At 36.5% G+C, this 13,958-nt stretch carries 16 protein-coding genes; 7 read left to right on the top strand and 9 right to left on the bottom strand.

Annotation, left to right across the window (positions count from 1 at the left end):
- Nucleotides 1-19: 19 nt before the first annotated feature.
- Nucleotides 20-271, top strand: a complete 252-nt coding sequence (locus tag C9J42_RS09340; protein WP_107207151.1) for a hypothetical protein — start codon at nt 20-22, stop codon at nt 269-271.
- Between the two features lie 54 nt (nt 272-325).
- On the opposite strand, the gene C9J42_RS09335 is transcribed toward C9J42_RS09340, so the two are convergent.
- Entirely contained in the window at nt 326-1,567 is a 1,242-nt protein-coding gene (locus tag C9J42_RS09335) for an Nramp family divalent metal transporter (RefSeq protein WP_304589087.1), read from the bottom strand.
- Nucleotides 1,568-1,886: 319 nt separating this feature from the next.
- Here C9J42_RS09335 and rpoS point away from each other — a divergent pair, with 319 nt between their 5' ends.
- Nucleotides 1,887-2,759, top strand: a complete 873-nt coding sequence (gene rpoS / locus C9J42_RS09330) for an RNA polymerase sigma factor RpoS (protein WP_107207152.1) — start codon at nt 1,887-1,889, stop codon at nt 2,757-2,759.
- Between the two features lie 95 nt (nt 2,760-2,854).
- On the top strand, nt 2,855-3,400 hold the full coding sequence (locus C9J42_RS09325; RefSeq protein ID WP_107287562.1) for a DUF1439 domain-containing protein: 546 nt from the start codon (nt 2,855-2,857) through the stop codon (nt 3,398-3,400).
- Between the two features lie 141 nt (nt 3,401-3,541).
- On the opposite strand, the gene chrA is transcribed toward C9J42_RS09325, so the two are convergent.
- Nucleotides 3,542-4,693 (bottom strand): chromate efflux transporter, encoded by a 1,152-nt coding sequence (gene chrA / locus C9J42_RS09320; protein WP_107207154.1) that lies wholly within the window; start codon nt 4,691-4,693, stop codon nt 3,542-3,544.
- A 197-nt stretch (nt 4,694-4,890) separates the two neighbouring features.
- Between chrA and C9J42_RS09315 the strand changes: the two genes are divergently transcribed.
- The gene (locus tag C9J42_RS09315; protein ID WP_107207155.1) at nt 4,891-5,826 is read left to right on the top strand and encodes a LysR family transcriptional regulator; all 936 of its coding nucleotides are present in this window, start codon (nt 4,891-4,893) and stop codon (nt 5,824-5,826) included.
- A 78-nt stretch (nt 5,827-5,904) separates the two neighbouring features.
- A complete protein-coding gene (locus tag C9J42_RS09310; protein WP_107207156.1) occupies nt 5,905-6,450 on the top strand; it encodes a hypothetical protein in 546 nt (181 codons plus the stop codon).
- Nucleotides 6,451-6,502: 52 nt separating this feature from the next.
- Here C9J42_RS09310 and C9J42_RS09305 read toward each other — a convergent pair whose 3' ends face one another.
- Nucleotides 6,503-7,624, bottom strand: a complete 1,122-nt coding sequence (locus C9J42_RS09305; protein ID WP_107247394.1) for a 1-acyl-sn-glycerol-3-phosphate acyltransferase — start codon at nt 7,622-7,624, stop codon at nt 6,503-6,505.
- Nucleotides 7,625-7,884: 260 nt separating this feature from the next.
- Here C9J42_RS09305 and C9J42_RS09300 point away from each other — a divergent pair, with 260 nt between their 5' ends.
- A complete protein-coding gene (locus C9J42_RS09300; RefSeq protein ID WP_107207158.1) occupies nt 7,885-8,565 on the top strand; it encodes an AraC family ligand binding domain-containing protein in 681 nt (226 codons plus the stop codon).
- 29 nt (nt 8,566-8,594) lie between these two features.
- On the opposite strand, the gene C9J42_RS09295 is transcribed toward C9J42_RS09300, so the two are convergent.
- Both C9J42_RS09295 and C9J42_RS09290 read right to left on the bottom strand, forming a co-directional pair.
- Nucleotides 8,595-9,146, bottom strand: coding sequence for a hypothetical protein (locus C9J42_RS09295; RefSeq protein ID WP_107207159.1), 552 nt, complete (start codon nt 9,144-9,146; stop codon nt 8,595-8,597).
- A gap of 19 nt (nt 9,147-9,165) precedes the next feature.
- Entirely contained in the window at nt 9,166-9,687 is a 522-nt protein-coding gene (locus C9J42_RS09290; RefSeq protein WP_107292281.1) for a nicotinate-nicotinamide nucleotide adenylyltransferase, read from the bottom strand.
- A 246-nt stretch (nt 9,688-9,933) separates the two neighbouring features.
- Here C9J42_RS09290 and nadE point away from each other — a divergent pair, with 246 nt between their 5' ends.
- Nucleotides 9,934-10,770 (top strand): ammonia-dependent NAD(+) synthetase, encoded by an 837-nt coding sequence (nadE, locus tag C9J42_RS09285; protein ID WP_107207161.1) that lies wholly within the window; start codon nt 9,934-9,936, stop codon nt 10,768-10,770.
- Between the two features lie 101 nt (nt 10,771-10,871).
- Here the strand turns inward: nadE and C9J42_RS09280 are convergent, their stop codons facing one another.
- From C9J42_RS09280 to C9J42_RS09265, 4 genes are all read right to left on the bottom strand, one after another.
- A complete protein-coding gene (locus C9J42_RS09280) occupies nt 10,872-11,396 on the bottom strand; it encodes an HD domain-containing protein (protein ID WP_107301916.1) in 525 nt (174 codons plus the stop codon).
- A gap of 123 nt (nt 11,397-11,519) precedes the next feature.
- Complete coding sequence (locus tag C9J42_RS09275) at nt 11,520-11,705, bottom strand: YoaH family protein (RefSeq protein WP_005365166.1); 186 nt, start codon at nt 11,703-11,705, stop codon at nt 11,520-11,522.
- A gap of 100 nt (nt 11,706-11,805) precedes the next feature.
- Entirely contained in the window at nt 11,806-13,005 is a 1,200-nt protein-coding gene (locus tag C9J42_RS09270; protein ID WP_107207163.1) for an NnrS family protein, read from the bottom strand.
- Nucleotides 13,006-13,085: 80 nt separating this feature from the next.
- Complete coding sequence (locus tag C9J42_RS09265) at nt 13,086-13,958, bottom strand: DUF2861 family protein (RefSeq protein WP_233217638.1); 873 nt, start codon at nt 13,956-13,958, stop codon at nt 13,086-13,088.

Genomic DNA, 13,958 nt, shown 5'->3' with positions numbered 1-13,958 from the left:
ATAGAAAGGAGTATTTATCATGAAAATGTGTGTCATTAGCTCATTAATTTCGATTTTTTTACTTATCTCTTTCCCTTCTGAGGCTCAAAGTGTGAAACAGTATAAGAATCAATACAGTGTTATACCTTGTGAAGGCTTAAAAACGAAACTAGAAAGCTTAGAAAAGCGTTCTAAAATGATCTTAAACGTTGCATCAGAGAAAGCTAAAAAAGAATTTAAATATAAAAATAAAGCACTACGTTTATTGATGAAACAAAAAAACTGCCAATAAATAACAAACAAGTGACGTTTGGCTTTTATTCATCTAATTGATTGGATGTATTATTTAAGAAAGTGTCACCATTAGGTATATGTTCAAGGCAACAACAAGAGCAATGATAACAATACCTGCATAACTAACGTATTTATTGTTTTTAAACTCACCCATTAGTTTTTCATTATTAGTGAAAATGAGTAACGGTATAATAGCTAATGCAATACCAAAACTAAGAACGACTTGACTCATCACTAAAATTTCAGTGGTATTAATAGCAAGCCCGATAACGATAAATGATGGGATCATTGTAACAAGACGGCGTAATAACAAAGGGATCTTAAATTTTACGAAACCTTGCATTACGACATCTCCAGCCATCGTGCCAACAACAGTCGATGATAAGCCTGATGCGATAAGAGAAATAGCAAACAATGTAGATGCCGCTTGTCCAACAAGTGGCGTTAATGTTTTGTACGCCGTTTCAATCCCAGCAATATCTTGATTACCTGAATAATGGAAAACGGCTGCTGCCATTGCCACAATTGCAATATTCACAAAACCTGCAATAACCATTGCAATGAGTACATCTAAACGTGTTGATTTTAATCTTTTTGCTTTTGTTTCACCGTAAGTATTTTTAAATAGCGCCGAGTGTAAATAAATAACATGCGGCATTACTGTTGCACCTAAAATACCTGCAGCTAAATAAATTTGATGTGAACTATTTAACGTTGGAATAGCAAGACCTTTTATCATCTCGCTTGCAGCAGGATGAGCAAAGAAAAGTTCAATAACATATACAACAGCTACGACTAATAATAATGTTGCAATGACAACTTCTAATGGTTTCTGGCTTTTATTACTTAATAATAAAATAGCCATTGTTACTATGGCTGTTATTATTGCTCCTTCCATTAAACTAATACCAAACAATAATTGGAAACCAACAGCAGCACCAATAAATTCAGCTAAATCCGTCGCCATAGCTATAATTTCGGCCTGAATCCAATATGGAGCTATCGCCCATTTGGGTAGATGTTCTCGTAAATGTTCCGCGAGATTTTTCCCCGTCACTATACCTAACTTTGCAGATAGGTATTGGATCAACATAGCCATTAGGTTTGCCCAAAGAACAACCCATAATAACTGATAGCCAAAAGAAGAGCCCGCTTCTATGTTTGTAGCAAAATTACCGGGATCAATATAACCAATAGCCGCAATGAATGCTGGACCTAGAAGTAGTAGTTTTTTCTTTAGTTTTAAACTGAAGATAGCCATTTCGGGCTTAACAGAAATTGTGGTAGAGACCATAGCTAACTCCTTAAACAATAACTTCATCATACATCGATACAAATGAGAATCAATATCATTTAGGTGCTATTAGTGGTTGGTAAGATTTCATAAAATTTATAGTTTTTATTATTAAAACGTGAGATCTTATTTCTATAGTGACTAGTAGATTCTTTGTAGGTATTTTTTATTGGATTTATAATGTGAAGTAGTATTAATTTTTTATTAACTGATTCATAAAATGGGTGAATAGAATAAATCTTTATGATAGTGTGAGCCTCGTTGCTTATTGATAGTTGGCTTATAAACTTTAAATATAAATATCATAAAGGGATCTGAAATGGATATAAACAAAGAAGAACAATTTCCACATGGCGGGGATATCGTTCATTTATACCTAAAAGAAATATCAGAAAAGCCACTTTTAACGAAAGAAGAAGAAATTTTATATAGCCGAAAAAGCTTGTGCGGTGATGCTAATAGTAAAAATGTATTGATTGAGAGTAATTTACGATTAGTCGTAAGTATCGCAAAAAAATACCGAGGCAGTAACATACATATCAGTGATTTAATTGATGAAGGTAATATCGGATTAATGACAGCTGTTGAAAAATTTGATCCAGAAAAAGGGTTTAGATTTTCAACATACGCTACATGGTGGATAAAACAAACAATAGAACGTGCAATACATAATCAAGGAAGAACGATACGTTTACCTGTTCATGTATCAAAAGAAATTAACACCATTGTTCGGACGCATAAACAATTAGTAAAGAAAAACAATCAGGAACCAAGTACAGAGTTAGTTGCTGAAGTTTTAAATAAAACCCTTGATGATGTATCGACAACCCTTTCTTATGACACTCCTATTGTATCGTACGATCAATCATTCTCAAATGAAGCAAGTAATCAGTCAATAGCGGTATTAATTGCAGATGAAAACAGTGCAAAACCTGATGAACATGTTGATGATTTAGCAATCCAAAAAATAACATCCAACGTACTCAATTGTTTAAATAACCGAGATAAAGAAATCATATGTAGAAGATTTGGTTTACAAGGTTATGAAGCACAGACTTTGCAAGAAGTTGCAGAAGAAGTGGGACTGACAAGAGAACGTATTCGCCAATTACAAGTTACCTCATTAGCAAAACTTAAAAGCTCACTTAGCCGTGATAACTATGATATCTCTGTTTTGTTTGCTAACAGTTAATATTTGTTTGAGAGTATTAAGCACGTAGGTTTACGTGCTTTTTTTTATTAATATGAGCTATAAATAAAGCATATATATTTTTCTTAAGGTTTTTTATGCGCTTAAAAGCTCTGATTATTGTGAGTTCTGCCTTCTTCTTTGCTGGCTGTAGTAGTTACGGTATCACTGAAAGTGAGATGCAAAACTACATAAACAAAGAAACGAATGTTGAACGCTCTGTTGGTATTCAAGGTATCGCCTACGCAACAGGTAAGTTTGAAAAAGTAAAAGTAGGCATTGGCCGTGTCGCGGACAATCGTGTTAGTGTTGATACTACAGCTAGCGCTCAACTAGAGCTTGCTGGCCAACCACCTCAAGATATTGTTGTTAAAGCAAATTTCAGTGCCATCCCCTATTATAATCAAAATGAAGGGGCGATATATTTACGTGGTTTAAATATTGAATCATTGGCAATAAAACCGGAGAAGTTTAATAACATACTGACTAAACCGGTTATCACTCCATTTGTTTCACTTATTGGACAGGTGCTATCAACCAAACCTGTCTATAAGCTAGATGAAAACGAAATGAAACAAGCGTTGCTTAAATCTACTAAGCCTGAATTAATTATTAAAAATCATCAATTAGTTCTCGATTGGTAAGTTGTTTTCATTATAGGTTATAAAGTTATAGTGCATTAGGAGTTAATATTTATACCACATCCAAGCCTATAAGCTGTTTCGATTATTCTATAAAAGAAGGGCTTGCATAAAGCAGCCCTTCTTTTTAACTAATTGATGTTATTAAGTTAAGATCAAATATTTGGTTGTGAAAAGCATCAAAGCTAACACCCATACCGGCCATTTGAAATATTTAAACGCAATAAATCCAACCACAACTGCTACAACATCAAATCCGGTTTTAACGCCACTGGTAATAATTGGACTAACAAAAGCACTGGCTAATAGTCCAACAACACAAGCATTGACTAAAGTGATTGATTGTTTTAATCGTTGATGCTCAAACAACGCTTTCCATGCTGGAATAAATGCAAATAGTAATAAACTGCCAGGTAAAAACACAGCAATGGTTGCTATCAAGCTACCTAACACTGGGTGTATACCGTCTATCGAAGCACCTAAATAACTAGCCATAGTGAACATTGGACCAGGTACAAGCTGTGCAGATGCGTAAGCATTAATAAAGGTAGACTCCCCTACTAACCCTTCCATCATTGGTTGTAGGAGTGGTAATACAACATGCCCACCGCCAAAAACAAAACTCCCTGCTTGGTAGAAGATATTAAATAAATTAATACCGCTATTGTAAGGTGCTAATAAGGGTAACCCCACTAACAACACGCCAAATGTAACTAAAATACCAAGGTGTGGTTTTATGCTAGTCGTTAGTTTATTTGTTGGTGTAATCTGCGTTTTAAATGACAATGCGTAGCCAACAGCTGCCGCGACACAGATAGGCAACACTTGACCAAGTAGACCGGAACTAAAATAGACCCAAATAGCTGTCACCACTGCCACGGTAATTGTTAGGGCTGTCGTTAAGTTCTTTTTAGCCATTCCCCATAGCGCATCAGCAACGACGATAACGGCAAGTAGTTTTGCCGCGATGATTAAACTATCAACAACAGAGTTAGACGTTACACTGCTACTAACAATGGCAAGTCCTGTTAATAATGCAAAAGAAGGTAAAGTAAAACCCATAAAGGCAGCAACGGCGCCTAAATATCCCGCTTTCTTATAACCAATATACATACCAAGTTGGCTACTGGCAGGGCCCGGTAAAAATTGACATAACGCTACAGCATGAGTGAAATCATCATCAGAAATCCATTTTTTTTCTTGTACAAAAGAACGTTGAAAGAAACCAATATGTGCTGCTGGGCCGCCAAAGCTATATAGACCCAATAATAAAAAGGTGGTAAAAACGGTAAACATGCATTCCTCCATTAGCAATAGCGCTATCATAACGTTTCCGTTCTAATTATTTAAATCGTTTAAAATGATGTAAGTTATTATTTATATTCATACATATAGATTGATGTTTATGAGGCAAAAAATCATAATGCATAGATAGTGTTAATCGATTATTTTGTTACGCCATATCATCGTGACAGCGTAACTTGGAATACCAAATGCTTGATAATTTGCAACAGATGGTAATACTGGCTGCTATTGGTCATGAACAAAATTTCACGAAAGCTGCTGATCGTTTGGGAATATCAAAGTCTCAGGTAAGTAAGCAAATAAAATGTTTAGAAGAAAGGTTAGGCTGTCAGCTTGTTCAACGCAGTACACGTACCGTTGTATTAACTGAAATTGGCGTGCAATACGCAGACTATGGCCAACAATTAATTGATACTGTTAATGAAGCGGAAGCCATGGTGGCGGGATATCGAAATGAAATTACAGGTCTATTACGAATTGGCATCGCTCAATCTTTCGGTAATATTCATATCACTTCCGCATTAGCTGAGTTTCAAAAGCAAAATCCTGAACTAGAGCTTGAAATTAGTTTATTTGATCACCGCCCAAACCTTTTAGAAGAAGGCTTTGATTGCTGGATTGCTATTCATGAACATCCACCTGAAGGAATGGTAGCCCGAAAGCTCGCCAAATGTGAATTCGTCGTTGTCGCTTCCCCTGATTACATAGCACAACATGGTGAGCCCATTATCCCTGGTGATTTACGTCAACACAATTGTATTACTTACCAAAGCCGCGAGCGTAAATATGTAAACTGGGAATTTGGACGAGATGGATTAAAGCAATCCATTCGAGTTAATGGTAATTATCGTATTGATAATGCACCTGCAGTGCTTGATGCTGCAGTCAGTGGTTTAGGTATTGCTTATCTCTCAACCTATCTGCTAACGGACGAGATTAAAACAAATAAGTTAATCACTTTACTTAATGATTGGAAAACCACAGTAGAATTACCTATTTATGCTGTTTACCCTAGACGTAAATATCTTGCACCCAAAGTACGTTGTTTTATTGATTATATGGCTGAGCGGATGTCTCTACCACCCTATAAAAATATCAATCCAATCATAGATAATCACAAATAAGACGAATAACCTTAATTTTAGGCTATAACAATGTTCATTGTACTAAACTGATAATCATACAAGTACAATGAGCATGTTATGCCGTCATTTTTTTCTAACTTCATCACTAATAGATTATTTAACTATTCAGTAACTATAATTACAATTTTAGTGGCTGTCGCATTCACCATATTTCCAGCTTATGCGATGCATAATTTTAGCGACGCTAGTCCTATAAATCAGAGCACAACACAAATTAAAGCTTATATACCAAAGCAAGCATTATTAGTTGAAATCCAAGATCAGTACAATGTTGTCTATTTTAGTGATAACAGCAACAAATTAACCGTTGATACTAAAAGAGTATTGAATAACTTTGGTTACGCTCTTAAAAATTATCATCAAACCTATATTGTTATTATTCAACATATAACGACGGATTTAGGTTACGAGCGGCTATTTAATATAGCGTCTTATATTGCACTTCAATTCGATATTGAAGAAGAAAGGATTCAACTGTTATTGGTATCTGAGGAAGAGTCTAATCTATATCAACATATCGATGATAATTGGAAAAATGGCGCTGAAATAATCATACCTAAAGCAATTATTGTTACTTATGATCCATACTTCGGTGTGTATTAAAAAACGATGCCGTTCCTTATTAATAGAAAAAATCGACATCGTTTTATAGCTATTACATAGAGTGTTGTTGCTGTTTTTTTAGTGCAGGCAACGCGTACATCTGCTTTAAGATATCATTAACACTGTCACTATGATTTTCAAGTTTTTGGGCAAACTTGTTTCTTTCTTCGTCTGTCACTATGTCTGAATCAATATTCGCAGCAATGAAATTGGCTGGGAATAAATGGTAATTTTCAGTAATTTGACGATCAATTTCTTCAGCTAATTCTTCAGGCGTCTCTGGTGCATTGTTGATGACGTCACCAAAGCTAATATGGATACGACGCTTTTGCCCTACAATACCTTGTACTATACTTTCGATGTCTTCAAACTCACCTTTTTCATAGCTACCGGTTGATGCTTTTTGATAAAGTTCTTCAGCTTTAGCCACATCACAAGGATCGTTTTCATAAGAAATCGCGACAGGGACAATGTTTAAGTTACTCATAAACTCGGAAAAAGGAATTTTCTGCTTACGTCCTTCCATAAAGAACATTTTTAAAATAGCAGGATCTGTCTTATCGTTACCGTCTTTGGCACGCCCTTCTTTTTGAGCAATCCAAATATTGTTTCCTGTTTCTAAAGAGTGAGAGATATAACTTGAAAGCAGTCCAAGTGATTTCATCAATTCACGTGGCCCTTTTGCGGATCGTTTTACAATAAAGCTTTTATTCAAACGCATTAATTCTGTTGCACAAGGCTTCTTCAGTAAGTTATCACCAATGGCAATACGTACTGTGTTGAAGTTCTCTTTAAATAAACACCAGTTAACCATTGCAGGATCCATCGCGATATCACGATGATTAGAAACGAATAAGTAAGCCTTATTTGGGTCTAATTTATCTAGGCCTGTGCACGTTACACCGTCACATGAATGTTCAATAGTTCCTTGCATATATTTGGCAACTTGATTTTGAATATCTTTGACCGATTTAATGCCTGACCATTTCTTCACAAGGAAACGTTTAATAAGGGGAATAAGCAACCAACCAAACATGCCCGACGCATGTGGGAAACGGTACTTTAAAATAGCGTTGATAAAATCTTTATCATCAATGAGTCGTTGAATCGCACCACTGACTTCATCGTCATTATACGGGCGAATTTCTTTATAAATATCGTTATCTATATGCACAGTAATGCTTCATGTTGAAAAAACTGAGTTATTTTACTAATAAATAATGATTAACCAAACAACCTCTGTCAATAACCGTGATGGTTGGAGGTCATACCTCATATAATTGTCTACTTTTTCATCGCAGCTGCTATTTTTTGCACCAATTTGATCATATTAAGAAATGATATCTACAGTATTTAGTTAATACATAACCCTCTTTGTTGACGCTAATAGAAAAAAACACGAAGATGTGCATGCTTATGTGTAAGAGAGTCAGTATGAAACAAGCTATTGAGTTTTCAAATAACGAACACCCTTTTCTTTTTGTTGGTTCACGCAAAAAGAGCCAATCTTCTTACTTTATTGTTGTAACGAATGGTTGTGTGTTAATCCGATTAGGTAAACAAGAGCACATGATCACTAAGGGTCATGGTTTCTGGATCCCATTTGATTGTTTACATGCCATCACAGTGCTACCTGGTGCAACATTTTACCAAGTGGCCTTTTCGGTTCGTATGACACAGCCACTATGCACTGATGCAGGCTTTTTTGTTGTGTCATCGCTCGTAAGAGCTGTGCTTGATGAATTGGCAAAATCTCCCGTTCAAGATCATAAATGGGATGGCGCAGAAGGTCGTTTATTAAAAGTCATTGCAGATAAAGTTGAAAAACTTTCTGTGTCGACTCAATCACTTTGTCCAGCGATCAATAAGCAGCATCATAATTCATTAGCATTAATGCTAAAAGGCAATAAAATAACTGAAAAAACAGCCATATCAAGCCTTGAATCTGTAATGAATATGACAGTAAAAGAGTGTGAAGCCTGCATTCTAATGCGAGAAGTACTTAAGCTAAGTCGTTCAGGACGAAAGCTCCCACAAATTGCGGCTCAATTGAATACGACAGAACAAATGGTAGACGCACTTTCTTTGCCAATTTTAGGTGAAAGCTTACGCTAAATGAAATACGCCCTTAACATGGGCGTTTTTTAATTCAGAGGGATATGAACTTGCATAGATACGCCATCTTCAACATGGCTATTATTATGCCAACGATAATCAAACCTCACGCGTGGTTTTTGACCACTAATATCACCAAAGCCTAAACTCATTTGCAGTCCATGGTTTAATATCCAATCTTCAGCCCCTGCTGCACTTGTGAATGCTTCATCATCATCGTTAGTCGGCATCCAAAAACCTAAACCATAAAACGTCGATGAATTGTGATCCATTAAAACAGGTGAGTCTGCAAATTTATCATCCCAGTGTAGCCAGAATTTATCACCATAACTATTAGAATCAATTTTCCATGGTATAGCGTTATCGTGGCGTGAAAACATTAGCGAATGGTTTATATTATTGTTGCGATCAATGCTATAAATAGGTGCTGAGCAGTCTTTGGTATTATTTAGATAATCGATACTAAAAGGCTGAGAAACAGTATCTAAAGAATAATAATTTTTGCATTTGAAAGCGTAAGTTGACGAAGAAAACATAAATAATAAGCAACAAAAAACACCAAATGAGATTTGTTTAAACACTTCGCCATATCCCCTAAAGTTAAAAATGATAACGCTCGTCTGTCATTAATAACTGGCTAACACTTGCCGTTGTTAAATCACTGATATTTTGATTTTTAGCTAATGCTTCTCGAATTAGCGTACTTCTAATCGGCACCGTTTCAGGACATGCAAGCACTTGCCATTGACTAAGTATTTCATTTGACTTGAAAAATTTTCCAAAATTCAAGAAATTATCAGGACCAATAACAAATGTAATTTGATGGTTTGGGTAACGCTTTTGTAATTCAACAAGTACCGCATAGGTTGTTATCGCCTCATCACCTACTGCGATATCTTGCTCTAACGTGGACAGCACGAGATTATCTTGGGAAATGTCATCGATAAAAGCAGAAACTAACTCACAACGTAATGAATAATCCAACATATTCTTACCCCAAGCATGATTGTAACTTGGAAGTAAAAGCACTTCGTCATAATGCGTTAATCGTTCTAAAACCGAACGATGCCCTAAACTAGGCGGATTAAAAGCGCTACCGAATATAGCAAGTGTTTGTTTCATCCATCAAACCTTTTGTTCTATCAATTTACTTATATTCACACTAGAGATTTCTAATGATGTAACTATTATTTAAGCATTTAATAGGAAAATGCCCCTTAATTTTAGTAATATCTATCTTTAGCATTGATCATAATAACGAGTTATCGCATGATTTTGCCAAAGGTGTAATGGTTTATCTCTCATTTAGCCATTATATCGCTTCAAATGATTAATATTTGGGCTAACTCTCTTAAGGATTCATATACCATGGAACAGCTTATCCGCACTGAAATGCGCGTGCTACCAGTCATTGACGTTGATTTTGAAATCCAACGCCGAGTTGAATTTATTCAAAAAAAACTTAAACAATCAGGCTGTAAATCACTTGTACTAGGCATTAGTGGTGGCGTGGATTCAACAACATGTGGTCGCCTTGCTCAACTTGCTGTTGATGGTTTAAACCAAGTGTCTAACAGCAACGAGTACCAGTTTATTGCCGTTCGTCTCCCCTATGGTGAACAACAAGATGAAGACGAAGCACAACTCGCATTAAGCTTCATCCAGCCTAGTCACTCTGTCAGCGTTAATATTAAAAATGGTGTTGATGGCACTCATGCAAGCACCCTTTTTGCATTAGAAAATACTGGGCTTATTCCTAGCGACAACGCTAAAGTTGATTTCGTGAAAGGCAATGTAAAAGCTCGCACACGTATGATTGCTCAATACGAGATTGCAGGGCTTGTCGGCGGTTTAGTTATTGGTACCGATCATTCAGCTGAAAACATTACCGGTTTTTATACAAAGTTTGGTGATGGTGCTTGTGATTTGGCACCTCTATTTGGTTTAAATAAACGTCAAGTTCGTGCTCTAGCAGCAAAACTTGGTGCGCCAGAACAATTAGTTTATAAAGTACCTACAGCTGACCTAGAAGAATTAGCGCCACAAAAAGCTGACGAGGATGCTTTACAAGTTTCTTACGATCAGATTGATGACTTCTTAGAAGGCAAACCCGTTACCGATTTTGTCCGCGATCGCTTAATCTCTATTTATAAAGCAACCCAACATAAGCGCCAACCTATTCCGACGATTTACGATGAGGAATAATGACTGACAGCTATATGTCGTCATAAACAACTTATAAAAAAGCCCGTGTATTTATCAAATACACGGGCTTTTTTTATTAACTAACCACAAAATTTCATGCATTAAGCACAGTTAACACAATCTTTTGAATGAATAAGCGCGTCTAATTGTTGCCATAAAGGATCACAGAGACCAGCACGATAAACAGCATGCTTAAAAGCGTCATGCTCAGCTTGATACATTAAAAAATGGCGGCGTGAATTATTACTGCTTGATTGAACGTTAGCTAAGCGATCGCAGGTTTTAACAATTAATGCTAGGCGTGCTGCATCTTCAGCCGGATCAAGTGATAATAACCGTTGATTTATCTCTAATTTTCGTTTCGCTCGATCTTCTAACTTCACATCAGTGACGTAATTCACTGCGTCAGCAATGGTAAAACCAAATAAGTCTGCCAACTCGTCAAAGCTGGTATCAGTATCTTCAATCACATCATGTAGTTGAGCTACAATCATTGTATCAATACCATATGGTCGTGCAAATTCAGCAACTGTATCTAAATGTACGTAGTAAGGATAATCTCCGTATTTTTGCTCGCCATGTCGACTTTTAGCAAAAGCTTGAGCCTGTAAATATCGGTCATTCATATAATTACCCTAATAAAATTATGTTTTTATTATTTGTATAATAAAAGCATACAATTGAACAAGCTTTTATTTGAAATAAAAGTATCCAATTATAAAAAAAGAGCCGTTAAGCTCTTCTTTTTATTACTCTTCTTCATCACTGAAGGTTTCACCAGCCGCTTCACGACGCTTTATATCCGCTTCTCGGATCTGGTGAGCAACAATCATTATCGCTTCACCACTACTAATACCTTGCGCCATCAGCTCATGGATACGCTCAGCAGCTTCTTGTTGTTGTTCATGATTGAGCGTTGGAGTGTGATTGTACATAACTATCTTCTTGTTGATGAACGAAGCATTATTTTAGAGTGAATAGCCGATAATGTCACTGATTATCAAGCTTATCAATACAGACTCTCACTTTAGTCACTTACCCTGGATGACCGTCAACACGGGGCTTTGTGAGTACTGGAAAATAGACGATGGTGAAAATCCCAAAAGCAACAGCCCACAAACTTGCAGAAATCACATAGCCATCAAGTAACAAAGCAGGCGCGACAGTAGTCAGTAATACTCGTGCTAGTAATGACAAAAATAACGCAATAAACGCAACCAGCATAAAACGCCCAACTTGCAATTTACGACCAGTGTGTCCTAAAGATACACGCGAGATCATTGCTAGTATCATTCCGCCTAGTCCGCCGATGGTAATAATATGAATAGCAATAGACTCACTGATCGCTGTTGTGTAAAAGCTGCAACCAAGCAAAAATAAACCAATAATTAAAGACAAGTAAGCAAGATGCAAAGACCACAACAGTGGAATACGGAGTGTTGAGATTGTGCGCCAGCGATAAAGACGAACAAAGTTAGTTGTAGCCGCAACGATCGACAACGGAGCAATAACCCCATTTATTGTTGCGTTATTTATAAAGAATGTCGCCAGCAGCAACAACCAAGCAGGTATAAGTGCAAGATATTCAATCGTTTTAATTCGTTTAATAACTTCAGTATTTGTTCCGCGTGAAGTAAAAAATGGGATAACCCGACCACCAACAACTAAGGTAATCACAGTAACGACAAGCACGACAGGTAAAGCAATATCAGCAATAGATTGATGACTCTTGCCTAATGCAATGAAATGAAATTGAATATTGGTAAAAGCAAACAGTAGTAAAACGGGTACAAAGAAAAGATTACGCCACTGTTTAACTTTTATGATTGGTATTGCAAGATAGTAGATAGCCACGACAATCCATAATGTATCAATAAACAGCCAAAGACTGCTAACTGAGCCCATCATTAAACCGATACGAGCAATCAACCAAAGGCTGAAAACCAGAAGTAGTTTAGTGCCTTTAATACTTGTTTGCCCTGTCCAGTTTTGTACAGCCGTCAATAAAAAACCAATAATGACTGCGCCTGAAAATCCAAATAGCATTTCATGGCTATGCCACCAAATAGGATTTGAATACATAAAACTAGATAATTGAAACTCACCTGACCAGAACAATGCCCACATTATCATTGCGATAACTGAAAAAGCACTTGCTCCAAGAAAAAACGGTCGAAAGCCTAATCGTAAAATTGCAGGTATTTTATCTTCTTTTGCTTTGTCGATAATTTGCATAATTTTCACCACCTTAAACATGTATTAATTATACATGTTTAAGAGTATAAAAAAACCACTCGTATAAAGTGGTTTTAAACTTAATGAGTATCATCAGAGTAATCAATGGGTCGAGTGATACTTTGAATGTCTAAAATAGATATCTCACCTTGCCATCGACTTTTAATTAAGCCAACATCAAGCCAATATCGCCCTTCAGGGATATTAAGTTTGGGTAACTTAGTCGGCAGATAAATGTCCGTTTGTTCGCTCCATAATGGTCGCCAATCTGTATCATTTAAGTCATACAGTTTTATCGACAAACTCGGCGCAGGACATGATGAATTCAATTTAGCCACATGATCAATACGCCATGAATTGCTGTCTTTCCAACCTAAGTTCTGTTTGGCTGGCGGCTCATTAAGCACAATCCATTTATTCCAAGCGGGTTCACCATCAGCGATAATCGTTAACTTATATAATCCTGCTTCTACTTTATGATCGAGCTTTTTCGCATCAACCGTAAAGTAACCACCATCATCAACCACAGGTTTGGCATCAATTAAATTATCATTAGGCCACTTAGAAAAACTGATCTTCGTAATGTTAACTCGTGTTGAACCAACAATCGATAACTTAAGTAACTGCTGATTAATGTTTTGAACCACAGAACGCTCAATCGATAACTTGGATAACCAAGAAGGTAAAACTGTATTATCAAGGCTATGGCCACAGTCCTCTGTAATCGCAAGATCAAGCAAACCATTAAGATTCGCTTTCTGATCTGTTGTCGGAGATTGCTGCCAAGCCTCTATAATCGATTCAAATGATTTATCAGTTTGACCTTCAAGTAAATGTCGATGGGCAGCCGCATAAGAGCTTTGATCTACAAACCAAGCTGCGTTGGCGTTAGGTATTAAGAATAAAGCGTTAATAATACCTAACTGACACAAGAAAAAGGTTATTCTTCTCAT

The sequence above is a fragment of the Photobacterium sp. GB-56 genome (genome assembly GCF_003026105.1).
Taxonomy (GTDB): domain Bacteria; phylum Pseudomonadota; class Gammaproteobacteria; order Enterobacterales; family Vibrionaceae; genus Photobacterium.
The sequence above is the reverse complement of the archived record's forward strand: the minus strand, read 5'-3'. Positions and strand labels throughout refer to the sequence as shown.